Source organism: Cobetia amphilecti (assembly GCF_020217465.1).
Lineage (GTDB): Bacteria > Pseudomonadota > Gammaproteobacteria > Pseudomonadales > Halomonadaceae > Cobetia > Cobetia amphilecti.
This window is the reverse complement of sequence record NZ_CP084115.1, coordinates 1731976-1758408: the sequence shown is the minus strand read 5'-3', so window position 1 is coordinate 1758408 and position 26433 is coordinate 1731976. Positions and strand designations below refer to the sequence as shown.

General features: G+C 60.9%; 23 protein-coding genes. 11 read left to right on the top strand and 12 right to left on the bottom strand.

Annotated features, from left to right (window positions below):
* Nucleotides 1-356: 356 nt before the first annotated feature.
* Nucleotides 357-668 (top strand): hypothetical protein, encoded by a 312-nt coding sequence (locus tag LCW13_RS07545; RefSeq protein ID WP_043332181.1) that lies wholly within the window; start codon nucleotides 357-359, stop codon nucleotides 666-668.
* Nucleotides 669-842: 174 nt separating this feature from the next.
* Here the strand turns inward: LCW13_RS07545 and LCW13_RS07540 are convergent, their stop codons facing one another.
* Complete coding sequence (locus LCW13_RS07540; protein WP_225347946.1) at nucleotides 843-1580, bottom strand: HAD family hydrolase; 738 nt, start codon at nucleotides 1578-1580, stop codon at nucleotides 843-845.
* A gap of 272 nt (nucleotides 1581-1852) precedes the next feature.
* Here LCW13_RS07540 and LCW13_RS07535 point away from each other — a divergent pair, with 272 nt between their 5' ends.
* Nucleotides 1853-2641 carry an OBAP family protein gene (locus tag LCW13_RS07535; RefSeq protein ID WP_225347945.1) on the top strand — a complete coding sequence of 263 codons (789 nt, stop codon included), beginning with the start codon at nucleotides 1853-1855 and terminating at the stop codon, nucleotides 2639-2641.
* Nucleotides 2642-2794: 153 nt separating this feature from the next.
* Here the strand turns inward: LCW13_RS07535 and LCW13_RS07530 are convergent, their stop codons facing one another.
* Complete coding sequence (locus LCW13_RS07530; RefSeq protein ID WP_043332182.1) at nucleotides 2795-2983, bottom strand: DUF3008 family protein; 189 nt, start codon at nucleotides 2981-2983, stop codon at nucleotides 2795-2797.
* A gap of 218 nt (nucleotides 2984-3201) precedes the next feature.
* On the opposite strand from LCW13_RS07530, the gene LCW13_RS07525 reads away from it, so the two are divergent.
* Nucleotides 3202-4650 carry an amidase gene (locus tag LCW13_RS07525; RefSeq protein WP_225347944.1) on the top strand — a complete coding sequence of 483 codons (1449 nt, stop codon included), beginning with the start codon at nucleotides 3202-3204 and terminating at the stop codon, nucleotides 4648-4650.
* Nucleotides 4651-4864: 214 nt separating this feature from the next.
* Here the strand turns inward: LCW13_RS07525 and LCW13_RS07520 are convergent, their stop codons facing one another.
* The gene (locus LCW13_RS07520; protein WP_225347943.1) at nucleotides 4865-6706 is read right to left on the bottom strand and encodes a dipeptidase; all 1842 of its coding nucleotides are present in this window, start codon (nucleotides 6704-6706) and stop codon (nucleotides 4865-4867) included.
* Nucleotides 6707-6968: 262 nt separating this feature from the next.
* Nucleotides 6969-7859, bottom strand: coding sequence for a LysR family transcriptional regulator (locus tag LCW13_RS07515; RefSeq protein ID WP_043332186.1), 891 nt, complete (start codon nucleotides 7857-7859; stop codon nucleotides 6969-6971).
* A gap of 134 nt (nucleotides 7860-7993) precedes the next feature.
* Between LCW13_RS07515 and LCW13_RS07510 the strand changes: the two genes are divergently transcribed.
* The 3 genes from LCW13_RS07510 (at nucleotide 7994) to LCW13_RS07500 (ending at nucleotide 12582) form a co-directional block, all read left to right on the top strand.
* Nucleotides 7994-9109: a 4-oxalomesaconate tautomerase gene (locus tag LCW13_RS07510; protein ID WP_225347942.1), complete on the top strand. Its 1116-nt coding sequence runs from the start codon at nucleotides 7994-7996 to the stop codon at nucleotides 9107-9109.
* 183 nt (nucleotides 9110-9292) lie between these two features.
* Nucleotides 9293-10426: a type 2 periplasmic-binding domain-containing protein gene (locus LCW13_RS07505; RefSeq protein ID WP_225347941.1), complete on the top strand. Its 1134-nt coding sequence runs from the start codon at nucleotides 9293-9295 to the stop codon at nucleotides 10424-10426.
* Nucleotides 10427-10602: 176 nt separating this feature from the next.
* Nucleotides 10603-12582 carry a tripartite tricarboxylate transporter permease gene (locus LCW13_RS07500; RefSeq protein ID WP_225347940.1) on the top strand — a complete coding sequence of 660 codons (1980 nt, stop codon included), beginning with the start codon at nucleotides 10603-10605 and terminating at the stop codon, nucleotides 12580-12582.
* A gap of 136 nt (nucleotides 12583-12718) precedes the next feature.
* Here the strand turns inward: LCW13_RS07500 and LCW13_RS07495 are convergent, their stop codons facing one another.
* Nucleotides 12719-13750, bottom strand: coding sequence for a helix-turn-helix transcriptional regulator (locus LCW13_RS07495; RefSeq protein ID WP_225347939.1), 1032 nt, complete (start codon nucleotides 13748-13750; stop codon nucleotides 12719-12721).
* A 425-nt stretch (nucleotides 13751-14175) separates the two neighbouring features.
* Here LCW13_RS07495 and LCW13_RS07490 point away from each other — a divergent pair, with 425 nt between their 5' ends.
* The 3 genes from LCW13_RS07490 (at nucleotide 14176) to LCW13_RS07480 (ending at nucleotide 16799) form a co-directional block, all read left to right on the top strand.
* Complete coding sequence (locus tag LCW13_RS07490) at nucleotides 14176-15366, top strand: CNNM domain-containing protein (protein ID WP_318527682.1); 1191 nt, start codon at nucleotides 14176-14178, stop codon at nucleotides 15364-15366.
* Between the two features lie 251 nt (nucleotides 15367-15617).
* Nucleotides 15618-16463 (top strand): enoyl-CoA hydratase/isomerase family protein, encoded by an 846-nt coding sequence (locus tag LCW13_RS07485; RefSeq protein ID WP_225347938.1) that lies wholly within the window; start codon nucleotides 15618-15620, stop codon nucleotides 16461-16463.
* A gap of 93 nt (nucleotides 16464-16556) precedes the next feature.
* Entirely contained in the window at nucleotides 16557-16799 is a 243-nt protein-coding gene (locus tag LCW13_RS07480; RefSeq protein ID WP_225347937.1) for a YdcH family protein, read from the top strand.
* 88 nt (nucleotides 16800-16887) lie between these two features.
* Here the strand turns inward: LCW13_RS07480 and LCW13_RS07475 are convergent, their stop codons facing one another.
* Nucleotides 16888-17667 carry an NYN domain-containing protein gene (locus LCW13_RS07475; RefSeq protein ID WP_225347936.1) on the bottom strand — a complete coding sequence of 260 codons (780 nt, stop codon included), beginning with the start codon at nucleotides 17665-17667 and terminating at the stop codon, nucleotides 16888-16890.
* A 111-nt stretch (nucleotides 17668-17778) separates the two neighbouring features.
* Nucleotides 17779-18657, bottom strand: a complete 879-nt coding sequence (locus LCW13_RS07470) for a LysR family transcriptional regulator (protein WP_043332196.1) — start codon at nucleotides 18655-18657, stop codon at nucleotides 17779-17781.
* Between the two features lie 167 nt (nucleotides 18658-18824).
* Between LCW13_RS07470 and LCW13_RS07465 the strand changes: the two genes are divergently transcribed.
* Nucleotides 18825-20024 carry an oxidoreductase gene (locus tag LCW13_RS07465; protein ID WP_043332199.1) on the top strand — a complete coding sequence of 400 codons (1200 nt, stop codon included), beginning with the start codon at nucleotides 18825-18827 and terminating at the stop codon, nucleotides 20022-20024.
* Between the two features lie 116 nt (nucleotides 20025-20140).
* Here LCW13_RS07465 and arfA read toward each other — a convergent pair whose 3' ends face one another.
* A complete protein-coding gene (gene arfA / locus LCW13_RS07460) occupies nucleotides 20141-20320 on the bottom strand; it encodes an alternative ribosome rescue factor ArfA (protein ID WP_043332202.1) in 180 nt (59 codons plus the stop codon).
* Between the two features lie 953 nt (nucleotides 20321-21273).
* On the opposite strand from arfA, the gene LCW13_RS07455 reads away from it, so the two are divergent.
* Nucleotides 21274-22683 (top strand): NAD(P)-binding domain-containing protein, encoded by a 1410-nt coding sequence (locus LCW13_RS07455; protein ID WP_043332205.1) that lies wholly within the window; start codon nucleotides 21274-21276, stop codon nucleotides 22681-22683.
* A gap of 258 nt (nucleotides 22684-22941) precedes the next feature.
* Here the strand turns inward: LCW13_RS07455 and LCW13_RS07450 are convergent, their stop codons facing one another.
* From LCW13_RS07450 to LCW13_RS07435, 4 genes are all read right to left on the bottom strand, one after another.
* Nucleotides 22942-23598, bottom strand: a complete 657-nt coding sequence (locus LCW13_RS07450; RefSeq protein WP_225347935.1) for an HAD family hydrolase — start codon at nucleotides 23596-23598, stop codon at nucleotides 22942-22944.
* Nucleotides 23595-24527, bottom strand: a complete 933-nt coding sequence (locus LCW13_RS07445) for a phosphodiesterase (RefSeq protein ID WP_225347934.1) — start codon at nucleotides 24525-24527, stop codon at nucleotides 23595-23597. The genes LCW13_RS07450 and LCW13_RS07445 overlap by 4 nt, the downstream gene beginning before the upstream one ends.
* A gap of 183 nt (nucleotides 24528-24710) precedes the next feature.
* A complete protein-coding gene (locus LCW13_RS07440) occupies nucleotides 24711-24878 on the bottom strand; it encodes a hypothetical protein (protein ID WP_153635554.1) in 168 nt (55 codons plus the stop codon).
* Nucleotides 24879-25014: 136 nt separating this feature from the next.
* Complete coding sequence (locus tag LCW13_RS07435) at nucleotides 25015-26373, bottom strand: ammonium transporter (protein ID WP_043332210.1); 1359 nt, start codon at nucleotides 26371-26373, stop codon at nucleotides 25015-25017.
* Nucleotides 26374-26433: the final 60 nt, after the last annotated feature.

The following is a 26433-nucleotide window of genomic DNA, read 5'->3' as shown; positions in this document are numbered from 1 at the left end:
GAAAGCCGCTTTTGAAAGGTCAGTGCTGGCTTTGAAAGGACAGTGCAGACCTTGGAGGGACAGCGCAGGCCCTGGAAGGACAGTGACGAAGGAGCAGGGAGACGGGAAGTCCCGGGCAAGCTGGCCAGTCACGATGGCGAGATCGCCAGATAACCTCTACATTACTTGTACGATAGTTATAAAACGCGATTCACCGCCGACATGACATCCCACTGAGGGTATTCCCGATGCCTGCACATACCACTGCAACACATCCGCCACGCACCGCTGTGACCCCCACCCACGCGTCGCCTGCTACCCCACTACCCCCAAGCCAGCTCGCCGATCAACCGCTCGCCCACCAGGACGAGACCAGCATGACACTCGAGTCGCTGGCACGCGCACTGCAGCACGGCATGGTGCCGGTGGTCGAGGTCATGTCACTGGATGGCATCTACAAGGTGAGAATCCATCATTGCCACGGCATCTCGGACCTGACGCGCAATGATCACAGCGCACTATGGTTCAAGGGTACCGGTGAGATACGCGACTTGATGGGCGCACGCGGCATCAGCCACGGCGTGCTGACCTGGGCGGATCAATGGGGAGATGAAATGATCGGGGTCGAATCGCGCAGCCTCAATCAGGAAGAACTGCTCGCCTGGGGTACGCGTATCTGTTTCAAGTGATACCCGAGAGATAGTCCCCCACGGGGATGTCCGCCCAGACACACAAAAGCCGCCCCTGCCGAGGGCGGCTTTTGTGTGTTGTTGTGCCATATCCAAGGTCATCTATCCGGCCAGCTCTCAGCAGAATACAGCTGGCTCAAGCTCTGTCGAGAACGCGAAGAGTTTGAAAGAGCCTCACTGGCTGACGGCTTCTTCATTGGCCACGAAACCGGCATCAGCGCACAGGCGGCTGAATTCATCCCAGTGCTTCATGACCTGCCAGGCGCCTGTGGTCCGCAGCACCTCGGCGTGACCCGGCGGGATGTGGCTGGCGCCCAGATGGCCGACGACCTTGAGGCCCGCGGCCACGGCAGCCTGCATTCCCGTGCGGCTGTCTTCCACCACCAGACATTCCTCGGCGGAGCGTCCCAGCGTCTTGAGGGCGAGCAGATAGAGGTCCGGTGCCGGCTTGGGATTCATGACCTCATCGGAGGTGAAGATCGGCAGCTGCTCGTCGCCATTGGCCGCGGCAATCTCATCGAGAATGCCACGCAGCCCCGAGCTCTCGAGATTGATCTTCATGCGCTGCTCAGAACTGTTGGACACGATCGCCAACGGCAGACGCTGATCGCGAATCCACTCCAGCGTCTCGCGCACCCCGGGCATGGCCTTGAGCGAGTCGGCCAGGCGGGCATCGACGAGATGACGTACCTGGTCGAGCGCATCCACGGGCAGCGTGTGCTGACTGCGGGCTTCCAGGTCCAGCAGGATATCGCGCGTCATCATGCCCAGACAGCGGTCCAGCTCATGCTCGATCTGCTCTGCACTCCCCAGGTCTGGCAGCCAGACGGGAAGTTTTTCCTTGAGCACGCCATCAGCGATGATCTCGCTATCCACCAATACACCGTCACAATCAAAGATAAGTTGCTTCATGCGAGCTCCAATTCGAGAAAAGATGGCCGAAACACGTGATGAACAAGACACCTTGTCGCGCAAGGCATTGAGCGGCCACAAGAAGTGATATCCCTCATTGATGAGGGCAGAAAACTGAAAAGCAATCCCGACACTCTGCAGCAGACCTGGGCGAGGATTTTACGAGGCAAGGCTGTCGGTAGGTGACTTGACGCGCTCAAGGGTAATGCACTGCAATGGCAACGTCATGACAGGAATTCTTGCCTTATCAAGACACCCATGCAGGAGGAAGTATGCGTCATCGCCATTCCCGCACATGCTCACATCCCTCACACTCGTCCGGCTTCGGCACAGGCCTTCTGGCCGGCGCCGCCGCGGCGACCGCCTTCTTTCTGGGCCGGCGCCTCAACAGTGCTCGCAAGGTCAGTAGCGGCCATCCGCTGAAGCATCAGGTGCTCGATGCGGCCTCGCAGGTCATGCAGCGCAAGTATCCGATGGAAGCGATGAGTACCTATCTCAACGGCTTCCACCATTACGCCGATGACATGGGGCGTCAGGTGGAGGCCAGCCACTTCTGCATCCACCTGGAACATGATCTGCACCAATGCGTGATCTTCGATTCCAATCGCAGTGATGCCCGCTTGATCGGGATCGAATACATCATCAGCGCCGAGCGCTACGAGCAGCTGCCCGAGGAAGAGAAGCCGCTCTGGCACAGCCATCACTATGAAGTGAAGTCCGGCATCCTGGTGGCCCCGGGGATTCCGGAACTGGCGGAGCGCAGCTACTTCGAGGACCTCGTCACCACCTACGGCAAGACCTTCCACACCTGGCAGATCGACCGCGACGACTTCCCCTACGGTATCCCGCAGCTGATGATGGCCTTCACCCGTGACGGTCAGATCGACGAGGAGCTGATGAAGCGCCGTGATGAGCGCCTGGGCATCAGCACCGAAGAGCGCTGCCGGAAGCGCGCCGAGATTCCGCTGCCCGATGTCAGCCCCAAGGCCAACGGTGGCCCGACCCCGCCCGACAGCGAGTCCCACCAGCCGCCGCATGAGAGCCTGAACGACAGCCGCTGAGGCCAGCGGCGCATCAGCGACACATGCCACGACACGCACCAACGACATGCATCTACGACATGCATCCACGACAAGGCGCCTGGCAATCATTTGCCAGGCGCCTTGTCGTTTCAGCTATCGCGTCAGGAAGCCGCAATGGGCATCCCGCAGGGCTCAGCTCTGATTGTCGTGGCGCGGCTTGTCTTCACGTGATGTCGAGGCCATCTTCTCGAGCTCCTCCTCACTCATGGAGTCATACATCGAGCGAGCGGCCCCATCCAGTTCGCTGACCTTCTGCTCGCCACGACGTGCTGACAGTGCTGCCCCGGCTGCCATCTGCTGTGCCTTGGACTTGGCTGGCATGATTGTCCTCCCTCTGGGCGAATATCGTGAACCATGGTCGGCTGCCATGAGCTCGACCATGTCGCTTGCTGTCACTCTCCATAGGCCATGCGGCCCTCCTTCGCCCTTTTCAAGCCTCGCGATGCCTTGAGTTTCCCCTCACTGACCCAAGGCCATGCAGGAGAGACAGATGACTGTCCTCAACAATAATATCGCCATCCAGCAGCAGGAGAGCCGCCATGCGTGACGTCGAATTTCCTCAACATCTTTCGCCCCATACTGCCAAGGATGACCTGACGGCGCTGGACGCCGAGCAACTGGCACGCGGGTATCAACGCGGTGAGTTCGACCCGCTACAGGTGACCCGAGCGGTGCTCGATCGTATCGAGCGACTCAACCCGCTCGTCAATGCCTATGTGCATGTCGCGCATGACACGGCGCTGAAGGAGGCGCGTGAATCCACGCAGCGATGGCAGGCCGGCAAGCCATTGGGTCCGCTCGATGGCATTCCGACCTCACTGAAAGGCCTGACGGATGTTGCCGGCATGCCAGCGAGAGCAGGCTCCCTGATCACACCGGCTACGCCATGCCAGCAGGATGCGCCTCCGGTCAGGCGCTTGCGTGAGGCAGGCGCGATTCTACTGGGCAAGACCAACACCCCCGAGTTCGGCTGGAAGGCCGTCACCGACAACCTCGTGCATGGCACCACCAGCAATGCCTGGAATACCGAACTGACACCCGGTGGCTCTTCCGGTGGCGCGGCTACCGCCGCCGCCCTCAATCTGGGCGTGCTGCATCAGGGCGGTGATTCCGGTGGGTCGATCCGTATCCCTGCCGCCTTCAGTGGCATCTTCGGCTTCAAGCCCACCTTCGGCTGGACACCGCAGTGGCCACCCTCCAAGGCTGCCTTCCTGTCCAGTATCGGGCCCATGACCCGCAGCCCCCGTGACGCCGCCGCCATGCTCAATGTCATCGGCCGTCACGATGCCCAGGACCCTTACGCCAATCGCGGCCAACCCGAGGATTGGGGCGCGGATATCGGCAAGTCGCTGGCAGGACTGCGTATCGCCTACTCGCCATGTTTCGGGTCTGTCGAGGTCGACCCCGAGATCGCAAGCCTGGTGGAGCGCGCCGCACAGCGTCTGGCGAACCTTGGCGCGGACATCGTGGCGGTCGATCCCCCGGTCGAGACAAGCCTCGAGACGTTTCGCAAGATCTGGTTCACCGCCTCGCTGGGGCTCTGGGATGACTGCGATGCCGAGCAGCGTGAACAGCTCGACCCCGGGCTGGTCGAGAATGCCATGTGTGCACGCGAATGGTCGTCGCTGGATCTCTTCAAGGCACTCGAGGAGCGCTACCGGATCACCCAGGCGCTGGAGCAATTCAATCAGGACTTTCACCTGTTGCTGACACCCAGCGTCGCCGTCACCCCCTTCGCACTGAATCACCAGGTGCCCCCGGATAGCCAGATGCATGACTGGGAGGAATGGGCGCCGTTCTCCTATCCCTTCAACCTGAGCGGCCAACCTGCGGCATCAGTGCCCTGTGGCTTCACGTCTCAGGGGCTGCCCGTCGGCTTTCAGCTGGCAGGCGGCAAGCACGATGACGTGCGACTGCTGCGGGCCGCCGCTGCCTATATGGATGCCTACCCTACCGCGCATCCCGCCGAGCCCTACCGCCCGAGGTGAAATCGCGGCCGCACTGGCTGACCGGCGACCTTCACATGCGACAACGCCCGCCACTGCCCCTTCATCAGGGCGGTGGCGGGCGTTGGCTGTGATGCCTGTCGTCCAGGCAAGAGGCTATTTCAAAGGGCTGTCTCAAAAGGCTATTTCACAGGGCTATTTCAATACGCTCTGCAGAAGGCAATCCACATGAACGCGGCCCCGTGAGCCGCCCCGGTTACTTGAGCGAATCCTGATTGCCGATACGCGCCATCATCTCAGTGAACATCTGGATGTCGAGCATCAGGTTATCGACCCGCTTGAACTCCTCGGAGGTATGCCCGGTATAGGTCTCGCCCGGCATGGACGGGCCGAAGTTGATCGCATTGGGCAACAGCTTGGCGGTCGTGCTGCCCGCGGAGGAGCGCGGCTCGGCCTTCATGCCGGTGGTATCCCCGAAGATATTGAGCAGCGTCTGCAGCCAGGCACCGCTGGGATCACGCAGCATCCAGTCGCGAATCTCGACATTCAGCGTCATGTCCATGCCCTGCTCGCTGGCATAGGCGCTCAGCTTGTCCTGAATCGTCTGGCTCAATTCCTCAGGTGATTTCTCGCCGGCAGGCGCACGCACATTGACCGCGACCCGCAGCACATCGTCCTCCCTGGCGAAGAAGGTCGGCGTCACCTTGAGCGGCCCCATGAAATCATGGGAATACGCGATGCCCAGCTGCTTGCCGTGATAGTCCAGCCCGTAGTTGTCGTTCAGGTAATGGATGGCATCTTCATAGGCATTGTCATGGAAATCGATGCCGGAGGTGGCGAGCAGGCCCGCCAGCCGTGTGACAGGATTGATGCCGTTGGCCGGCGCCGAGGAGTGGGCCGACTTGCCGGTCACCGTCACGCTGACCTCTTCGCCTTCCACCTCACTGGCGACGCTGAAGTTCTGGCCATGCTCCTTGACGTAGCGGCTGCCGAGCGTTTCAAGCTTGTGGCTGAGCGCCTTGGCGCCCGCTGCGTCAGCCGCGTGCAGCGTGGCGGTGGAGCGCTCCGGAATCTGGTTGGTCGCCAGGCCACCCTGGAAGTCGGTGATCGTCGGCAGAGCGTCGACTGCCTGATCAGATGACGCCTCGCCCGCCTTGGGCGTCAAGGGGAAGCGCGCATCGATGGTGCCGAAACCATTCTCGGCCGTGATCGCCGGATAACCGCTATCAAGCACGATGTTGTATTCCGGCAGGTCATTTCTGGCCTTGTAGTACTCGAAGCCATCACCACCGGTCTCTTCCGTGGTCTCGATCATCAGGCGAATGGTGCGCTTGAGCGGTACCTCATTCTCCTTGAGCGACTTCATGGCATACAGCGCCGCGGCAATCGAGGCCTTGTCATCTTCGGTACCGCGCCCGTAGAGCTTGCCGTCGATCTCGGTCATCGCGAACGGGTCGAGATGGGTACCGTCGTCGAGTCTCCAGCCCTCCTCGCCTGCCGGCACTACATCGCCGTGGGTCAGAATGCCGAACACGTCATCGCCAGTTCCCTCGAGCTCAACCTCGAAGACGCGGTTGTCGACGTTACGGAATGTCAGGCCAAACGCCTCGGCGCGCGCCTTGATCAACTCACCGAAGCGCGCGATTTCCGGGTTTTCGAATTGCGGCTTCTCCCCCACCTTGGCGGTCGGGATCGCGACCATTTCCTTGAGCAGCGCCTGGACGTCATCGCCATACTGCAGACGGTTGTAGACCCCCAGCAGACGATAGATGTTGACGAAGGCATCGCCCTCAAGCGTCTCACCAGCCTGATACTGCTCGATGGCGGCCCTGACGGCCGTGTCCTGTGAATTGCGTTCGGCTACCTGGGTCAGAAAGCCATTGAAGTCCGGCGCCAGCTCCTGCCGCCCCTGTTCGATCAAGCTGACCAGCTGGGCACGCTTGAGGGTATGTTCACCCTGCGGTGCGCGCTTGCCCGTGTCATCGGCCGCCATCGGCTCGTCTGCGCTGACAGGTAGCGCGCTGCCGAGCCCGAGTGCCAGACCCAGCGCGAGGGCCGTCTGACGAGAGGTAGCGTGAGTGGCTGTGCGGGTACTCATGGGCATGTACATCCTTGTGTTAGGCAAGACGCCACGTCGTCAATGGCCGCAGAGACAATGGATGAGGAGGAGACCCTCACCGGCGCCCGGCGGCAGCTGACCACGCGACATCAAGACGGTTTCATCGGCCTTGCCGTGAAACATGAATGTCTTATACACAACCATCTTATGTACTAGACCACGCCACGCCAACCCTGGCGAGAGGTGCCTGCCACTCTGCTCTCCATTGTGGCCTTGCCCCTCTTCGCCCCAGACGAGCGACTCAGTTCCAGCGCTTGAGCAGAATCTCGATGAACAGTTCCGCGATCGGCGACAGGGACTCACCGCGCCGCCGCAGCAGGCCAATGGTGCGGTCAATGCGCGGTTCGGGCAGTTCACGCTGACACAGCACCTCGTGTTCCGGCCCCGGCATGGCCATCGACGGCAGGATGGCGACGCCCAGCCCGCTCTCGACCAGACCCAGTGACGTCGAGAGATGCTGTACCTCGTAGAAGCCATCCAGATGCAGGCCGGCGGACAGCAGGGTGTTGTCGAGCAGAATGCGGTTGCCGCTGTCACGCGAGACCGTGATCAGGCGCACATCGTCCAGGTCGCTCCATTCCACGCGCTGTTTCTGTGCAAGAGGATGGTCTCGACGCAGGGCCAGCACGAAGGGATCACGATAGATGGAGGTGAAATCCACCGCCGGGTGGTGGGCACTGACCATATTGATACCAAAGTCTGCCTCCCCCGAAACCACCCTTTCGACCCCTTCATTGGCACTGACATCCAGGATGCGAATCCGGATACCGGGATAGGCGGTATTGAATTCGCGCACCACGCTGGGCAGGAAGTAGAAGGCTGCCGTGGGCAGGCAGGCGATGGTCAGCACCCCCTTGCGGTGGGTGGCAAGCTCGCGGACGCCGACCAGCGACGACTCGTAATCTTCGAGCAACTTGCGGGCTTTGGGCAGGAAATCACGCCCAACGGGCGTCAAACGACTTCTTCGCGTGGTGCGCTCGAGCACCTTGGCGCCCAGAATTTCCTCCAGTTTCTGGATGCGGCGCGACAACGCCGGCTGCGAAATATGCAGCCGTTCTGCCGCCTCATTGAAGGAATGATTCTCGGCGACCTCGACGAACGCCGACAGATCCAGAAACTCCAATCTATGCATGCAACTACCTTATTGTTTCAGTTTTCGGATTAATGCGCACAATGATGACAGTATAGGTTTTATTTGCATTTGATGCATAGATCATCGGCTGTGATGCTTCACGAAGGCGCAAACAGACAGGAGCGCGTTCCAACATGATGCATTCACTTCCTTGCATGATCCTACGTGGCGGTACCTCTCGGGGTCCCTTCCTGCGTCTGGATCACCTCCCCGCCGATGACGAAGGCCGACGCGAAGTTCTGCGTCAGGTCATGGGGTCCGGCCACGTACTGCAGATCGATGGTCTAGGCGGCGGCAATTCGTTGACCAGCAAGGTCGCCCTCGTCGGCCCGCCCAGTCACCCTGAGGCTGATGTCGATTACCTGTTCGCTCAGGTCGACGTAGAAGGCGACATGGTCGACTTCTCGCCCAACTGCGGCAACATGCTGGCCGCCGTCGGCCCCTACGCCATCGAGACCGGCATGATTGCGCCGCAGGGCGACCTGACGCGTCTGCGGATTCACAACCTCAACACCCGCACGCTGATCGACAGCCAGGTGCCGACGCCCGGCGGCGCGGTGGCCTACCAGGGTGACACGCGCATCAGTGGCGTGCCCGGCGCCGGCAGTGCCATCAAGCTGGGCTTCCTCGGCGCGGTGGGCGCCAAGACCGGCAAGATGCTGCCCAGCGGCCAGGTCATCGACGTGATTGATGGCGTCGAGGTGACCTGCCTCGACTCCGCCACACCGGTGGTGCTGATCGAAGCGGCAAGTCTGGGCTGGGTGGGCAACGAAGCGCCGGCCGAGATGGATGCCAACCGCGAGGCGATGGCACGTCTCGAGCAGATTCGCCTCAAGGCGGGGGAATTGATGGGCATGGGCGACGTCAGCGGCTCGGTGCTGCCCAAGCCGGTGATTCTGTCCGCCCCGCGCACCCAGGACGGCACTCTATGTGCCCGCTACTTCGTGCCGCATCGCTGCCATGGCGCCCTGGCCGTCACGGGTGCCATCACGCTGGCCGTTGCGACCAGCATCCCGGGTACCCTGGCCAATCGTGTGGCACTCACGGCCGGCACTCTGGCACCGGATATCCTGGCGGCAAACGTTCATCTGGAACATCCCGCCGGATTTCTGGATGTCGAGGTCGAGCATGCCAATGCCGACCCGATGACCCCCAGCCGCGTGTCTCTGCTGCGCACGGCACGCAAGATCATGAGTGGCGAGGTGTTCTTGAACCTCCCCGACTCGGTGGAAATGCCTGGGCGTGCATGACACGCCAGACGACCGCACTGGCAAGCGCCAGAAGCGAAGAGTTCGTCGACAGGCAACGAGCTGGCACTGCAGCATATTGATTTACAATGAATTTTCGCTAAACGAAATAGCCTGACTGCGCCGCCATGCAGATAGCGCATCACTGATCGACAACGCATTCCAACAATAATCAGGAGTCAGACCATGTCCATCATCGTGTCTACCCCCAAGCGCCAGACCCTCAAGCGTCATGCCCGCACCACCGCATTGGCCTTCATGCTGCCCGTCATGGGCCTGATGCCACTGTCCTCAGCCGTTCACGCCGCGGCGGAAGTCCCTGACACCCTGACCTGGACCGTCCCGTTCGGTGTCGGGGGCGGCACGGACGTCTGGGCACGCTTCATGTCCAACTGGGTGACCAAGGACCTGCCGGGCAACCCGGCTGTCGTCATCGACAACGTCCCGGGCGGTGGTTCCATCACCGGCGTCAACCTGTTCAGCAAGCGTGCCGGCGATGACGGCGACGAGATGGTCGTCACCTCGGCCTCTACCCAGTATCCGGCCATGCTGCGCGACCGTCGCGTGCGCTATGACTATGCCGACTGGGAGCCGATCTTCGCCGCACCGACAGGGGGTGTCGTCTACGCCTCAAGCTCGCTGGGCAAGGACAGCGCCAGTGCGCTCGAGGCCCTCGCCTCCCAGGAAGTGAAGTTCGCCGGCCAGAACCCGACCGGGCTCGAGATGCCGGTGCTGATGGCCTTCGATCTGCTCGATTTCCAGGTCGACCCGGTCTTCGGCATGAAGAGCCGTGGTGAAGGCCGTCTGGCCTTCGAGCGTGGCGAAGTCGCCCTCGACTTCCAGACCACCTCCGCCTACAAGAGCAACGTCACGCCGCTGGTCGACGCCGGCCAGGCCGTACCGCTGTTCAGCCTTGGCGTGATGGATGACGAAGGCCATATCGAACGCGATCCGTCCTTCCCGGACCTGCCGACCTTCTCCGAGCTGTATCTGGCCCAGGAAGGCCATTCACGTGACGACGAGGCCTACCAGATCTTCCACAAGTTCTTCGCCTCCGGTTACGCCATGCAGAAGATGCTGCTGGTGCCGAAGGACGTGGACCCGGAACTGCTGGAGCTTTACCGCCAGGCCGCGCGTGATCTGGCCAAGGACCCCGAGTTCCTCAAGGAGGCCGCCGAGAAGGTCGGGCCCTATGGCCTGATGGTCGGCAAGGCCGCCGCGACCCAGCTTCAAGAAGCCATGCAGCTGAGCGAAGCCGAGCACGAATGGGTCAAGAACTGGCTGATGGAACGCCACAATATCCGCCTGCAATCTCGTTGAGGCGCGCAATCACACCCGTAACGGTCTGACCCCCCGGGTGTGATGGGGACCCACTCACGGGGCTGCCGACCAGCAGCCCCGTGAGCCTTTCACTCCCTGCCTCACCATGCTCTCCCCGGCACCGCCTCTAAGTGTTAGAGAAGCATCTAGAGAAGAACAAGAGGTTGAGTAACGCCATGATCGACACTCTCCTGTCCAGCATTGGACACGTCTTCACGCTGACGCATCTGCTGTTCATGATGATCGGCATCTTCGTCGGCCTGCTGGTCGGTATCATTCCCGGCCTGGGCGGCATCGCCGGCATGGCCCTGCTGCTGCCCTTCCTTTATGGACTGGACCCGGGTTACGCCCTGGGCATGCTGATGGGCATGGTCGCGGTCATTCCTACCGGCGATACCTTCGCCTCTGTCCTGATGGGCATTCCCGGTTCCAGCGCGTCGCAAGCCACGGTGCTGGATGGCTTCCCGCTGGCCAAGAAGGGCCAGGCAGCCCGCGCTCTGACCAGTGCCTTCCTGTCTTCCCTGTGTGGTGGCGTGATCGGTGCCATCATCCTGACCGGCTTCATCCTCGTCGCACGTCCCCTCGTACTGGCCTTCTCGTCAGCCGAATTGTTCGTGTTGACCTTGCTGGGCCTGACGATGGTGGCGGTGTTGTCCGGCAAGAACCTGTTCAAGGGCACCGCTGCCTGCGGCCTCGGCCTGCTGGTCGGTGCCATCGGCGCCGCACCGGCGACCGGCGAGTACCGCATGAACCTGGATATCGACTACCTGTACGACGGCGTGCCGCTGATCGTGCTGGGTCTGGGCATCTTCGCCCTGCCGGAAATCGTCGAGCTGCTGCTGGGACGTGGCAGTATCGCCAAGAACGGCAACACCGACCTGGGCAAGGGCTGGTCTGCCGGCATCAAGGATGTGGTCAAGAACAAGTGGCTGGTCGCGCGCTGTGCCGGTATCGGCAGCCTGATCGGGACCATTCCGGGTCTGGCGGGTTCCGTGGTCGACTGGATCACCTACGGCTTCGCGGTCAAGACCGCCAAGGACCCGAGCCAGTTCGGCAAGGGCGACATCCGCGGCGTCATCGCGCCGGAATCCGCCAACAATGCATGCGCCTGTGGTGCCATGGTGCCGACACTGCTGTTCGGGGTGCCAGGCTCCGGCACGGCGGCGGTCTTCCTGGGTGGGCTGTTGCTGCTGGGTCTGGAACCCGGCGTGTCGATGATCACCACCAATCTGGACATGACCTACACCATCATCTGGTCACTGGCGCTGGCCAATATCCTGGGCGCGGGCCTGTGTCTGATGCTGGCGCGTCCGGTCGCGCAGCTGACGCGTGTACCCTTCGCCATTCTGGCCCCTGCCATCACCGTGCTGATCCTGTTCGCTGCCTATCAGGCCAGCCGCTCGCTGGGTGACTGGGCCGCGCTGGGCATGATCGGCATGATCGGTGTGCTGTTCAAGAGTGCTGGCTGGTCGCGTCCGGCCTTCCTGATCGGCTTCGTGCTGGCACCGGGTGCCGAGAACTACTTCTACCAGAGCATGCAGTTCCACGGCGCCGAAGCCTTCCTGCGTCCGGGCGTGCTGATCATCCTCGGCCTGATCCTGCTGGCCTTCTTCCTGCCGGTGATCCGCAAGGCGATCATGCGTCGTCGCCAGACCCATGAAGTGGTCGAGACCGCGCCGTCGCCGGAAGAGGATGTGCTGGAATCGCGTGGCTTCGGTGGCGTCGACTTCCTGCTGCTGTTGATGATGGGCGCAGCCGCCCTGTGGGCGCTCTATGACGTCAAGGACCTGATGCCGCTGGGCAAGGCCTTCCCGACGCTGGCTGCCTTCATCACGCTGCTCTCGGTGATCGCCGTGGTCTTCAACGGCTGGCGTCGCGGCATGATTCGCGTCAAGCAACCGGCCTTCAAGGCAGTGGGTGCGGTTCTCGGCTTCTTCGTGCTGATCGGCGTCAGTGCGCTGTTGGGCTTCGTCTCCACCGCCGTGCTGTTCTGCCTGGGCTTCCAGCTCACCATCGCGCGCAAGTCGCCGCTGTTCGCAGGGCTCTTCGCGCTGGGCGTGGCAGTCTTCCTGCTCGGCATGCAGGCGGCGATGAACCTGCACTACCCGACGGGTCTGCTGGATGACGTGGTGCTGCCGATGATTCCCTTCCTGTAAGGCCAGCGGGCATCATCAGCACACGAGCAGCACTCAACTCTCGAGTACGCCATACGCAAGCGGGCACCCATTGGGTGCCCGCTTGCGTATTGTGACAACCCCAAGCCCATTGTCAGGTGCTCGCCGCCATCACGGCTCACTCAACGCGATGAAACCTGGCTCGTGCCACCTGTGGCGTCACCCCGAAATGACGCCGGTAGGCCGTGGCGAAGTTGCAGGCATGGGCATACCCCACCTGATGCGCCACCTGCTGAATGCTCACCCCGCGCCGCAGAGCCTGCTCGGCACACCGCATGCGACATTCACGCTGATAACTGCCCAGTGACTGCCCGAAGGCCTGGCGAAACTTGTGGCGCAAGCCGGAGGGGCTCATGCAGGCCAGCCGCGCCAGTTCCTCCAGCGAGTGTGCGCCATGCGGCACGGCGGCAAGACGCTGGCGCACCGCCTCCAGATGTCGACAGGCGCCGTGGGGGCGCGATGGGGACGCCAATGGCGATGCAGGGGGTGCGGCGGCTGCGGAGAACGCCGGCACCTCCTGCGCCTCACCAGCGCGGCGCTTGAGTGCCGCCCCCAACAACTGCAGCGCGATCCCCTGCCACTCCAGCATCTCGCCCTCGCAGGCGGGGGTCGCTGGCGTCTCGCACTCTCCTCGTACGCCCTCACCATCAGGGACCCTGACACGCTCATCCAGTTGCTGATGAAGCCAGCGCTCCGGCGTCCAGCCCAGCGGGCTGGAATGACGCGCGCACGGCAATGCATCCCAGTTCGCCAGACCCCGTCGCACCTGCAGGGACTGGCTGGCCTCGCCCTCCAGATGCAAGCTGATACAGCGCAGGCGGCCTTGAGGGTGATAGCTCTTAAGCGTCGGCGGCGCAGACTGCGTTCTCGCCGGGCGAAAGATCCCCCCTTGCCCCGCGGACAAGTCGATCCCCGCGCCATCCAGGCCTGATAGCGTCAGTCGCCCTTCCAGCACCAGGCAGAGATAGAGGCCCTCGTGAAACTGATGCTGGCCGTGATAGGCGCGTGACACCTCAAGATCACACAGCGTCAGATGCGCGTCCCGCCAGGGATGCAGGTTCTGCACCTGCCCCTCGCAATGCGGATATTTCGCCGCTCGCCAGCCTCGCCGCTCGTTGAGCGATGAAGGGCGCTGTTGAGGTGGGGCCATGACGCGGCGTGTAATCCGACTGTCGGCTATGTCTCCAAGCGGCTGTGACATGTCGCTGCAAATCCCTGCATTGTGAATCCTGGTAAAGGCCTACCGCCTGCTGCGGGTCGCACTGACGGCTGAAGGGTCGCACGGTGCCACTCAGCGGCCATGCCAGGCCGCGGCTTGCGAATACGGCTGGCGACCACAAAATACAATGATTGTCGAAAGCAAAACAATCTCATTATCATATAAGTATTGCATTTTGTCTCATGTAAAACTCTGTTCTCTCTTGCAGACCTTTTGCATCCCTCGAGTCAACGGCACTTTGCGGCACAGGCTGGCAAGCTTGGCCAGCAGGCTGAAAACTCTGCGAGAATTCACAGGTTTGACAGTGCTGCGCCTTATGTCACTAATGGATGCCTTTCCCCCAAGGAGCACGCCTCATGTTTCTGTTGATCCTGTTTGCTGCCATCGCGATTGGCATCTCATTCATCTGCTCCGTGCTCGAGGCGGCGCTGCTGTCGCTCTCTCCCAGCTATGTGGCAAGCCTGAGAGACCAGCACCCCAAGCGCCACGCCGCACTGGCCAAGCTCAAGGACAATATCGACAAGCCGCTGGCCGCCATCCTGACGCTCAACACCATCGCGCATACCGTCGGTGCCACGGGGGTGGGCGCGCAGGTATCGGTCGTCTTCGGGGAAGCCTGGGTGGGCGTGGCCTCGGCGGTGATGACGCTGCTGATCCTGGTGGCCTCGGAAATCATCCCCAAGACCATCGGTGCCACCTACTGGCGTCAGCTGTCGCCGATGCTGCCCGGGGTGCTCAATGCCATGGTCATCGCGCTCAAGCCGCTGATCTGGCTGTCGGAGTTGATCACCTCGCGCATCGGCAAGGATGCCCATGACATCGATGTGCGTGGCGAGATCAAGGCGTTGGCCCAGATGGGGCTCGACAAGAAAGCCCTGGAAAATGATGAACAGCGCGTCATCACCAACATCCTCAATCTGCATGAAATGAAGGTGCGTGACGTGCTGACACCGCGCCCTGTCTGCCAGACGGTCAGTCCCGAGATGAGCGTGGCCGAGTTCAATGACCAGCTGACGATCTGGCCCTTCAGCCGCTACCCGGTGATGACCGACGATGAGAGAACGCTGGGCATGATCCACCGGGCCGATGCCCATCAGGCAGAGCCCACCACGCCGCTCAAGGACCTGATGCGCCCGATCAGCGAGCTGCACGCCGAAGACAACGTCGAACATGCCTTTGGGCTCATGCAGCGCGAACGCCAGCATCTGTGCGTGGTCTACGACAACCTCGGCAACTGGCTGGGTGTCATCACGCTGGAAGACGTGATGGAGACGATTCTGGGCGAGGACATCATCGACGAGACGGACAACGTGGCCAATCTGCGCCGCTTTGCCCGCCAGCGCTGGACCAAGCGTATCGGTGCCAACACCTCAAGCACCCAGCCTTCCGCTGCAACGGCTGCTGGTGAAGGTGCTGTCTCGGACGATGAAGCTGGCTCTGGTGAAGGTGCTTTACCCGTCTACGAGCAAACCGAGCAAGAGGCGGGCTCAGCCAAGGATTCTTCCGAGGGCTCTGCCAAAGGCGCTGACGACAACAGCAAGGGCTAGGCTCGTCCCTCCACACTTGTGACCCGCTCGAAGGCAAAAGTCCCGTGAAAGTCGTTGCCAGATAAGACTAGCGCGGGACTTTTTTATTGGCGGCTGTTGATACCGCCTGATAACCCATTGATTCCTCTTGCGAACCCCGACTCTCAATCAATCGAATAATTTCTTTCTTCCAATCTCTCGGTAATCAATCCCCGGACTCGGTGCTAACGTTAATCACACACGACGGGCAGCGAACGAACCGAGATAACATAATGATATACAAGACATTTACGACGTTCCGCACTGAACAGAAAGGCGCCATCCTGTATGTGACCTTCGATTATCCGCCGGTCAATATTCAGGACATTCCCATGCTGGCCGACCTGACCATGCTGTCGCAGAAGCTCGAGCGTGACAGCGACACCAAGGTGGTGGTCTTCCAGTCAGCCCATCCGGAAATCTTTGTCGCGCATGCCGACGTGGACTTCCTCAAGGACATGTCGACTCATGCGGTCCACCAGGGTGAGGTCAAGCTGCTGGACCTGCAGGTGGTTCTCGAGCGCGTAAGCCGCCTGCCCCAGGCGACCATCGCCAAGATTGAAGGTTTTGCCCGCGGCGGTGGTCACGAATTTGTCCTGGCCTGTGACATGCGCTTCGCCGCACGTGGCAAGGCCCGTTTCATGCAGATGGAAGTCGCGATGGGCATTCTGCCCTGCGGGGGTGGTGCCTCACGCATGGCACGTCAGGCAGGCCTTGGCCGAGCGCTGGAAATCATCCTCAGCGCCAAGGACTTCGATGCCGATCAGGCCGCCGAATACGGCACCATCAATCGTGCGCTGGACCCCCAGGAGATCGGCCCCTTCGTCGACTCGCTGGCCGAGCGAATCTCCTTGTGGCCATCAGCCGCCATCAACGCCTGCAAACAGGCCGTCTATGCCTCCATCGACAAGCCCATCGAAGACGCCTTGAAGGAAGAAGCCTATTGGCTCTATCAGGCCACCAGCCAGACCGCCGCCATCAAGCGCTTCCAGAATGCCTATGACAGCGATGTCGAAAACGACATGACCGCCCAGCGCAACTGGGACCAGATCGTGATCGACGTCCAGTCCATCGTTTGAGAATACGTCCTGCAACGTAAGCAAGGATGCCCTTTAAGGGAGTGGCGACACTCCCTCTTTTTGGATTCTCCCACCCTATTTCGGAGCCACACCATGCATATCGATGACCACTCCCTGTGCAACGACTTCCCTCAGCAACGTGAACTCATTCTGCGCCTGATCAATGGCAATGAAGAGTTTGCCCGCATCGCGGAAGCCTATACCCGTATCGATATCGAGATTCATGCCCTGGAAGTCGATGAATCGCCGATCGGTGATGACTCCCTGCACCAACTCAAGCACCAGCGCAGCCTGCTCAAGGATGGTCTGTACGAGCGAATGATGGCGGCTGAGTAAAGTGACGACTGCTCATTACCTGGAAATAGCGGCCGATTATTATCCATCGGCTTGTGTGACTGACTACCTCTCTCAAGAGATTGCCTGATCAGCTGGCCTTTGCAGGCTGGCTACTCTTTTTTCGGATATAGAAATGCATACTTCCCCCTTTAACAGGCCTACGGCATACATCCAGATAATCCAGTTTCTGAATCATCGCTCCAAGCTTGCTGGCACCATGATCAGACGGTTTCAAGTCGGGCATCTTCTTCTTTAGATATCCACCAACCGCTGACAAAGGAGCCCAACCATCAACTTGTTGCAGTTCATTCACCGCATTCAAGATATGCGACCTCAACTGCCTCTGTGCCTTGGTCGGCTTGACGAGGGCTACCGGCTCAGCGGCCGGCTTGCTGACTGACATGGCCGGGACAGGCTTCTCAGCCACCCTGCGCAGTCCTTCGCTGTAGATGAACTTGTCGCAGGCAGACATATATGGCTGAGGTGTCTTGTCTTCACCGAAGCCATACACCAGCATGCCGCTCTCTCTCAAACGAGCCGCCAGGCGCGTAAAATCGCTGTCCGAAGAGATGAGGCAGAACCCCTCCACGTTCCCCGAGTACAGCAGGTCCATGGCATCGATGATCAACGCAGAGTCAGTTGCATTCTTGCCCTGGGTATAGCTGAACTGCTGAACCGGATGAATGGCATGACGCAGAAGATGCTCTTTCCATGGCGCAAGATTCGGCGTCGTCCAGTCTCCGTAAGCCCGCTTGATGGTGCTGACACCCAGTTTTGAAATCTCTGCCAGCAGCGCTTCGCAGATAGCAGCCTGCGCATTGTCAGCATCAATAAGTACCGCCAATCTATTGCGTCCTATCTGTGACATGTATCGCTCCATGATGTACGTCACTGAAATCCTGTTATCTCTTCTTGGGATAATATGTCATGTAATGACCTTGATGCTCACCAGATAAGTCATGCCCTTGGCAAACGCCTCCTAGCCGGTTTCAAATCCCTCTATCAAGGCATCCATCAAAACCCTCACTCGCCGAGGAAGAATCTGCGTCTCCGGGCGGACGATGTAGATGCTGGTATCTGCGCCGTCCCCTCGTATGTCTTCCAGCAGCGGGAGCAAGCGTCCAGAAGCCAGGTCATCGGCGATCAGGTAGTGCGGCAGACAGGCAATGCCGCGACTGCCCAGACAGGCGGCGTGCAGGGTTTCCAGAGAATTGGAGAGGAAGCCGCAACGCATGTCGGGCAGTGACTTGAGCCCCCAGGCGTTGAACCCGCCGGGAAGATTCAGGATCAGGCTGACATGCTCCGCCAGCTCCGGCACTGAGCGCGGCGTGCCGTGGCTTGCCAGATAGTCCGGTGATGCACAGATGACGCGATGATTGGTGGCCAACCGCCTGGCGATCAGGCCGAGCTCGGGCTGTGCGGTGCTGCGTATCGCCAGATCCATCCCTTCATGGACCAGGTCGACCACCGCGTCCGACAGCGTCAGGTCAACGATCACCTCGGGATAGCGCTCCATGAAGCGCAACAGCAGGGGCATCACCTGCAGCTTGCCCAATGCATTGGAACACGAGAGGCGAATGCGCCCCTTGAGCGCGCCGCTGCCTTCGGCGATCTCCTGTTCTACATTGCGCAGGCGCTCCTGCAACTCGCGCGTCTCCAGGGCATAAAGCTGCCCCGCTTCACTCAAGCGCATCTGCCGAGTGGAGCGAATCAACAACTGGGCACCAAGACGCTGCTCCAGCTGCGCGATGCGCTTGCTGATCGCGGAGTGGGTAATGCCAAGCTGGCGCGCCGCCCCGGTGAAGGTGCCGGCGTCGACGACGGCGTGAAAGATGTCGAGGTCCGTATGCGTTTTCATATGTTCCATTTGCTCACGGATACTGTGCGCGCACAACGGATTATCACCGTCCGCAAGGCATGTCACCCTGTCATCAGTTCCTGAAATGACAGATTTAGTGCCACATTGCTCGCCATATCCCTTGCCACATCTTTTACTTAACGCGCACCTAGAGAGACATCGCCACCATGACAGACCAGCCGACAGCCTCCGCCCTGTTCACCCCTTTCACGCTGCCAAGCGGCCGGGTGCTCGCCAACCGAATCGTCAAGGCTGCGATGTCGGATTCTCTCGGCGATGGCACGGGGCACCCCAGTGAGGCACAGCTGCGCCTTTACGAGCGCTGGGCAGAGGGTGGCGTGGCGGCGTCACTGGTCGGTGAGGTACAGCCTGATCACCACCATGCCGAGAAACCGGGCAATCTGGTGCTCAACGCGCAGTCGGATCTCGCAGCCTTCACGCAACTGGCCCAGCGCGGTCAACAGCACGGTGCAGACCTCTGGCTGCAGCTCGGCCACGCCGGTGCGATGGCCTACCCACCGACCAGCACGGCGCACGGCCCCAGTGCCCTGGATATTCCCGGGCTACGTTGCGAGGCCATGAGCCTTAAGGCCATCAAGGCATTGCCCGCGGCCATGGCAACGACGGCGCGCCTGGCCCGTGACGCCGGATTTGGCGGAGTACAGGTGCATGCGGCACACGGCTTCCTGCTCAGCCAGTTTCTGTCTCCCCTCTTCAATCAGCGCACGGATGACTACGGCGGTAACCTGGAGAACCGCATGCGGCTGATGAGGGAAGTGATCATTGCCGTGCGTGAGGCCGTCGGCCACGACTACCCGGTCATGGTGAAACTCAACTCCAGTGATCAACTGCAAGGCGGTTTCGAGGAGTCCGAAGCGTTGCAGGTGATAGCGGCACTCGATGAGTTGCCCATCGATCTGATCGACATCAGTGGCGGCACCTACTTCCCCGGCGCCAGCTCGGCGTCGGATGCCAGCGCCAGCGGCCCCTACTTCGTCGAATTCGCCAAGCGTGCACGCGAGGTAACGACCCTGCCCCTGATGGCAACCGGCGGCTTCAAGACACTCGCGCAGGCCGAAGACGCCGTGGCACAGGGCGCCGTCGACCTCGTCGGCCTGGCCCGACCACTGGCGCTGCACCCGTCACTGCCCGCCCTCTGGCAGGCCGGAGAATGCCCCGCGCCAGAATTCCCGCGTTTCAGCGCGCCGCCTGAAGGCGGGGTGACAGCCTGGTATACCCTGCGCCTGACCCAGCTGGGGGAGGATCGTGAGCATGAATCACTGGGCGAACTGGAGACGGTGCTGGCCGACTATGAAGCCCGCGACGCCACACGCGCCGAGACCTGGAATGCGCACTTCTCTAACTGAGTCGCTTTCAGTAGGACAGACGCAGAACGCCGCAGCGCTGACGCTGCGGCGTTCATGTTTCAGTCCCTTGCAGTGATGCATGTCAGGTCGTGGGAAACCGCACCAATGAAGCGTCTTCAGGCAGCGTTGTGCACACTGACTGAAGGCGCTTCACTGCCGCCCCTGTTTCCCTGCGACTTGCCCTGGCGCTGATAGCTGCCCTTGCCCTTGCGCGCCTTTACCACGCGTTGCTTGAACATCGGGGTACGCAGCGCCGCCTTGAGCGCGTTGTCTTGCACCTTGCGCTTGTGAGTCATGGTGTCTTCTCCTGTAGCTTCTCTATCGCCAGTCCAGTATACGCCCTTTCGGCATGCAGAGTGATCAACCTCCGCTTCCCCCCTCGTCGCTGGCCTGGTGAGTGAATAGCCCCGCGAATAGTTCTGCGAATAGCCCAGCAGATCCTCTAGCCCTCCCCACCAGCGAATCCTCCAGCAAATCCTCCAGCGAGGATCATTCGATAATCTGGCGCCCTTTTCCCTTCTGATCCCGTCTCTTTCTCCATTCACACAGCACTCACTATTGTGACACCCCTTTTCCATCCTCCTCACACCCCTATTTTACGCAAAATCACAAAATTACCAGCACCCACTTTCTTGACCAATAGATCATTTCAGCCCTCCACCCGCTTGACTCAGCATGCCTTGAATAGGCAGAAAATCATCCACCTTCGAATCGACATTGCAACACGGCAATCTTCTTTTCTTTCCACATGAAAAACAAGCCAGATAACGCCACGAAAAACCACCACCACAACATCAAAAATATACAAGCAAATCAACAGTTTACAAAAAATAACCCGAGCCATGAGTCGATAAATCGCATCCTTGCGCTTGGCCTTTCCAAAGTGACACAACCCGAAATAATCTTACCACTAAAGTCTAAACACCCTCGTGATCGTGTACACTTCATACACTCAGAATCAATGCCTCACATTTGAGATGGCGCATCATTTCTGCGAGGATGCCTCACGTTCCGCGAGCCGTAGATTGCTCTCAAGGCAAGAAAAATACGGCTTCCGTGTTCAGGTTCAGAGAAATGTCAGGTGGCCAGTCAACTGGATTCCTTACCTTTCCAGGCCACTCAAGCGCTGGATAATGCTCATTATTATCGCGCTCCACTACATAGGAAAAAGCACCTGGTCAACACGAGATCCCGCAACTCGTTGTTCACGGAACATGACGTCTCATTACAGTCTCAACAGGAAATACCCATGACAAAACGCATCGCGATCATTGGCGCAGGGCCGAGTGGCCTGGCACAGCTGCGCGCCTTTCAATCTGCCGCTGACAAGGGTATCGATATTCCCGAGATAGTCTGTTATGAAAAACAGAGTGACTGGGGTGGTCTGTGGAATTACAGCTGGCGCACCGGTCTCGATCAGAATGGTGAACCCGTCCACGGCAGCATGTATCGCTACCTGTGGTCCAACGGCCCCAAGGAATGTCTGGAGTTCGCGGATTATTCCTTCGAGGAGCACTTCGGCCATCCCATCGCCTCGTACCCGCCACGTGCGGTGGTCTTCGACTACATCAAGGGTCGGGTCGAGAAGGCAGGCGTGCGCAAGTACATCCGCTTCAACTGCCCGGTGCGCCACGTCAGCTTTGACGACACCCGCGAGCAGTTCACCGTCAGTGTCCATGACCTGCAGGCCGATGCGGTCGTTCAGGAGCAGTTTGATCACGTCATCGTGGCATCAGGTCACTTCTCGACCCCCAACGTGCCGGAATTCCCGGGGTTCTCGCAGTTCAATGGCCGTATTCTGCACGCTCATGACTTCCGCGACGCGCTGGAATTCAAGGGCAAGGACCTGCTATTGATCGGCAGCAGCTACTCTGCCGAAGATATCGGTTCACAGTGCTACAAGTATGGCGCTCGCAGCATCACCACCAGCTATCGCACCGCCCCGATGGGCTTTGCCTGGCCGGACAACTGGGAAGAGAAGCCGCTGTTGCTGAAAGTGGACCGCGACACGGCCTATTTCCGCGATGGCAGCAGCAAGAAGATCGATGCCATCATCCTGTGTACCGGCTACCTCCACCACTTCCCCTTCCTGGATGAGCCACTGCGCCTCAAGACGGGCAATCGCATGTGGCCGCTCGGTCTCTACAAGGGCGCTGCCTGGGAAGAGAATCCGCGCATGTTCTACCTCGGCATGCAGGACCAGTGGTACACCTTCAACATGTTCGACGCCCAGGCATGGTGGGTGCGTGACGTGATTCTCGGTGAGATCGCGCTGCCCAGCCGCGAGGCGATGCAGGCGGATAGTCAGGCATGGCGTGACAGGGAAGAGACACTGGACAGCGATGAATCAATGATCCTCTTCCAGGGTGATTACGTGAAGTCACTGATCTCGGAGACGGATTATCCGAGCTTCGATATCGACGGCGTCAATCGCACCTTCCTCGAGTGGGAGCACCACAAGCACGAGAACATCATGACCTTCCGTGACTACTCCTACCGCTCGCTGATGACCGGCACCATGGCCCCGCGCCATCACACGCCCTGGCTCGACGCGATGGATGATTCGCTGGAAGCCTTCCTGGCGCAGCCCGACAAGAGCGCCAGACAAGCAGGCGGCGAGACAGCCACCGCCGAGCAGCTCGCGACTGACGACGCCTGAGCAGGCCATCTCAGTCAGCAGCCGTCTGAGCGAGCAAGCCGTCTGAGACGACGAGCTGCGTGATCCTCCAGGCAACGATGCCGCCGAGTCATGACACGACTCGGCGGCATCGTTCTATCAATTCACACGTGCAACAGCTCACTCGTGCAGGAGCTCACACGTGCAGCAGCTCACACGTGCATGAGTGAACCAGTGCATGAATGAATCAGAGCAAGCGTGCGCAAAGGCCTGCGCCTTGCGGCCGGCCCTGCTCAGGCTCTATACCGCTTCGCGACTGTCGCTGCTTGGCAGATCGCAAAGTGATGTCAGCGCCTGCGGCTGCGCGATGACCCGCTCCGGCGCCATGCTGGCCAGTCGCTCGGGGCTCTGCCATCCCCAGCTGACCGCAGCGGCACGACACCCTGCCTCGTGCGCGGCGCGAATGTCGCTGACGGCGTCGCCCACCATCCAGCTGCGCTCCACCGCCACTTGCGGCGCTGCCAACAGACCCGCCAGCTTGGCCCCCTTGCTGCCCGCGATCTCGCCGCCCAGCACCTGTGACACGCAATCCGCCAGGCCGGCGGCGGCCAGCGTGGCACGAATCATCTCGCTGTGATTGGCCGACAGCACCATGACGTCGCCCTGCTCGGCGAGTGCCGACAAGGCCTCGCGCATGCCGGTGAAGACCGCCGGCGGCGCCGCCTGGCGGGTATAGGCAAAGACATGCGCGGCAAAGCGCGCGACGGCCTCGCCCGTGAAGCCCTGCACACGCGCCATCTCCTCGAAGGTCACGTTGTCCAGCGACTCCCAGCTGTCGCGTTCCAGCACGATCGTCCGCCCTTCCAGGTGCGCCGCATGCGCACAGGCCTTGAGGCACAGTGTCAGGCTGTCGGCAATCACACCATCAAAATCAAAGACATATAACGCTTTGTTCATTCTTTTGCTGCCTCAGCTGCCTGCAAGGTATTGCTCAACGGCTCGCGCTCGCGAGTCGGAATCCGCTCATCGCGCTGCAGAGCGATCAATTCATCGAGCGCCTCCAGCGACTGGGCGGCCTCGAGCGTGTCGTGGAAGAAATAGCGGCGACTGTCATCCATGTAGAGGTGCAGGTGATTGACGATCTGCTCCTCGCCTATCATCAGCACGCCATAGGCCGGCGGCTCATGACTGCCTGCAAGACAATCCGCCGCGGAGACCAGATCCAGCCCGACCTGATGATTGACGCCCGGCAGGGTCGAGAACGAGAGCCCTCGCCAGACACCGCTGGCCGGACGATGCACATGCCCGAACAGCAAGTGCTCGACGTTGCCATGCCGCTGGATCACGTCATGCAGCGCCTGTGAATTCTGCAAGCGGATGCCATCCATGTAGCGGATACCGAGGGCCATGGGCGGATGATGCAGCGCCAGCAGAATACGGCGATCGTGATGCGCAGCCAGACAGGCATCCAGCCACGCCAGGCGGGACTCACACAGCAGACCGCCATGTTCCCCCGCGACGGCCGAATCGAGCATCACCAGCACGCAATCATCGGTGCCGGGGCCGAAGGCATGCGCATACTGCACGAAGCCTCCGTCATCACAGGGCAGCTCCGGGAAGGCGGCCTGCAGAGTCTCACGCGCATCGTGATTGCCCATGCCGAGGAAATACGGCATCGACAGTTCTTCCAGCACCTCACGCAGCGCCTCGAAGGCGGCCGGCTCACCGCGATCGGTCAGGTCACCGCTGATGATCACACCCTGAGCATCGCCGTGGTGCAGATTGATATCGGCGACGGCAGCCGCCAGCCGTGCACGCGGGTCCAGCCCGTAAAGTCGCTTGTCAGGGGCGACCAGATGGGTATCGGTCAGATGAATCAGTTTCATGCTATCGCGCGTTCCATGAGTGCCACCTTGAGGGGCCGCCATTATCAAGCTCTCAGGTGACGACTGCGTGACGCACGCCACACTCTCTTCGCGCAAAGCCAATCGGGTGCAATGGCACCTATCAAAAACGCCGCAGCGCTGAGCGCTGCGGCGTTTGATATGCCGGTCTTGATGCCCGGAGGGTCACGGCGTCTTCTTGCTCTCGAAGGACGCTTTCTCGTGGCGCAGGATGTTGGCGCTCAGCGCAATGCAGACGCCAGCGGCGACCAGCAGGCACACCGCCACGGCACCAGAGTTGCTGAAGAAGAAGGCGTAGTTGCCTGCGTGTACCACAGTATCGACAGTTTCCATTGCAAGACTCCTTGCGAAAGCGGATATCGGTTGGGTCTACCAGTACTGCAATAACGGGGCCAGTCAGCGCTTATCTCGACATCATCTCGACAGACCGGCCCCTTCAGGATGTGCGCCGGGGCTCAGCTACCAGGGCTCAGCTGATGTCCGGGCGCTTGTCCATCGGCGCCGCGACCACCCCACCGGAACGTGCCGGCACGCTGGAGCTCGTCTCGGAGGACAGGCTTTCCGGATAGGCCTTGGCCGGGACTTCGAACAGGTCCAGCCCCAGTACCTCGACATGCGGCGGCACGCGCAGCAGGTTGAACTTCTTGAGCAGATAGGCCACGCCCCAGCCCGGAATGAAGCCCGTCAGTGCCATCACCACCGCGCCGGTCAGCTGGCCGGTGAAGGAAACGTCCGGCACGCCTTCGCCGACATTCGGGAAGCCGGCCGCGAAGATGCCCACCAGTACCACGCCGTAGAAGCCGCAGAAGCCATGCACCGCGAAGGCGCCGACGGAGTCATCCAGGCCACGCTTCTCGAGCAGTGCGCCGATCTTCGGCATCAGGGCGCCACCGGTGACCGCCAGCACGAAGGCCAGCCCCGGGTTGTAGAGATCCAGTCCCGCCGCGACGGTGATGATGCCGCCCAGCGCACCGGACATGGTCCAGAAGGGATCACGCGAGGACAGATAGGCACCGATCACGCCACCACCGAAGCCCATCAGGGTATTGAAGGCGAAGGCAGAAAGGTTGGTGCGATTGCCGTAGATGGTGGTCCAGCCGATGTCACCGGTGTTGAAGATGATGCAGCCACCGAGGAAGCCGAAGAAACCGACGATGATCAGCATCAGGCCGATCAACGTCATCGGCATGTTGTGCGGCGCGATCACCTGCGGCTTGCCATCGTCACTGTACTTGCCGATGCGCGCGCCCAGATTGAGCAGCACGCCCAGCGCGAAGAAGCCGGCCACGGCGTGCACCACACCGGCGGCGCCGACATCGTGGTAGCCCAGCTTGTGCAGCATCCAGCCATCCGGATGCCAGCCCCAGGCGCCCGCCATGATCCAGACACCGGCACCGAGAATCACCGCCAGAATCAGGAAGGCCCCCAGGCAGATGCGTTCGATCACCGCCCCCGAGAGGATGGAGCCGGTGGTCGCGCCGAACAGGGCAAAGGCGGCGAAGAAGATGCCGGTGCCCATGTCATCGGCGTCCGGACGCATGCTCGCGCTCCACGGCAGAGCGGCGGACGCCTCGATGGGGATCAGCCCGTTGGGGAAGGCGTTGTAGATCCACCAGCCCACGAAGTAGAAGGCGGGGATGATCGAGGCCAGCGTCAGCACGTTCTTCATGCCGGATGCCAAGGCATTCTTGGAACGTGAGGCACCGATCTCATAGGCCAGGAAGCCTGCATGGATCAGGAACATGATGGCGGTACACCACCAATAGAACACCTCGATGTTCATCGCCTGATGCATATCCAATATGCTTTGCAACGTCTTTTCATCCATCGTCTTTTCTCCTTTACCGGAGCCTGTGGATCAGCGCGCTTCACTGTGCAAGCGGCACTG

Bases quoted from the DNA above. Each gene is read 5' to 3' on its own strand.
- LCW13_RS07475 (WP_225347936.1), bottom strand. From the start codon at position 17,667: ATGTCACAGATAGGACGCAATAGATTGGCGGTACTTATTGATGCTGAC.
- LCW13_RS07495 (WP_225347939.1), bottom strand. From the start codon at position 13,750: ATGGCCCCACCTCAACAGCGCCCTTCATCGCTCAACGAGCGGCGAGGC.
- LCW13_RS07510 (WP_225347942.1), top strand. From the start codon at position 7,994: ATGATGCATTCACTTCCTTGCATGATCCTACGTGGCGGTACCTCTCGG.
- LCW13_RS07515 (WP_043332186.1), bottom strand. From the start codon at position 7,859: ATGCATAGATTGGAGTTTCTGGATCTGTCGGCGTTCGTCGAGGTCGCC.
- LCW13_RS07455 (WP_043332205.1), top strand. From the start codon at position 21,274: ATGACAAAACGCATCGCGATCATTGGCGCAGGGCCGAGTGGCCTGGCA.
- LCW13_RS07505 (WP_225347941.1), top strand. From the start codon at position 9,293: ATGTCCATCATCGTGTCTACCCCCAAGCGCCAGACCCTCAAGCGTCAT.
- LCW13_RS07470 (WP_043332196.1), bottom strand. From the start codon at position 18,657: ATGAAAACGCATACGGACCTCGACATCTTTCACGCCGTCGTCGACGCC.
- LCW13_RS07445 (WP_225347934.1), bottom strand. From the start codon at position 24,527: ATGAAACTGATTCATCTGACCGATACCCATCTGGTCGCCCCTGACAAG.
- LCW13_RS07535 (WP_225347945.1), top strand. From the start codon at position 1,853: ATGCGTCATCGCCATTCCCGCACATGCTCACATCCCTCACACTCGTCC.
- LCW13_RS07530 (WP_043332182.1), bottom strand. From the start codon at position 2,983: ATGCCAGCCAAGTCCAAGGCACAGCAGATGGCAGCCGGGGCAGCACTG.
- LCW13_RS07435 (WP_043332210.1), bottom strand. From the start codon at position 26,373: ATGGATGAAAAGACGTTGCAAAGCATATTGGATATGCATCAGGCGATG.
- LCW13_RS07490 (WP_318527682.1), top strand. From the start codon at position 14,176: ATGTTTCTGTTGATCCTGTTTGCTGCCATCGCGATTGGCATCTCATTC.
- LCW13_RS07540 (WP_225347946.1), bottom strand. From the start codon at position 1,580: ATGAAGCAACTTATCTTTGATTGTGACGGTGTATTGGTGGATAGCGAG.
- LCW13_RS07465 (WP_043332199.1), top strand. From the start codon at position 18,825: ATGACAGACCAGCCGACAGCCTCCGCCCTGTTCACCCCTTTCACGCTG.
- LCW13_RS07485 (WP_225347938.1), top strand. From the start codon at position 15,618: ATGATATACAAGACATTTACGACGTTCCGCACTGAACAGAAAGGCGCC.
- LCW13_RS07500 (WP_225347940.1), top strand. From the start codon at position 10,603: ATGATCGACACTCTCCTGTCCAGCATTGGACACGTCTTCACGCTGACG.
- LCW13_RS07520 (WP_225347943.1), bottom strand. From the start codon at position 6,706: ATGAGTACCCGCACAGCCACTCACGCTACCTCTCGTCAGACGGCCCTC.
- arfA (WP_043332202.1), bottom strand. From the start codon at position 20,320: ATGACTCACAAGCGCAAGGTGCAAGACAACGCGCTCAAGGCGGCGCTG.
- LCW13_RS07450 (WP_225347935.1), bottom strand. From the start codon at position 23,598: ATGAACAAAGCGTTATATGTCTTTGATTTTGATGGTGTGATTGCCGAC.
- LCW13_RS07480 (WP_225347937.1), top strand. From the start codon at position 16,557: ATGCATATCGATGACCACTCCCTGTGCAACGACTTCCCTCAGCAACGT.
- LCW13_RS07545 (WP_043332181.1), top strand. From the start codon at position 357: ATGACACTCGAGTCGCTGGCACGCGCACTGCAGCACGGCATGGTGCCG.
- LCW13_RS07440 (WP_153635554.1), bottom strand. From the start codon at position 24,878: ATGGAAACTGTCGATACTGTGGTACACGCAGGCAACTACGCCTTCTTC.
- LCW13_RS07525 (WP_225347944.1), top strand. From the start codon at position 3,202: ATGCGTGACGTCGAATTTCCTCAACATCTTTCGCCCCATACTGCCAAG.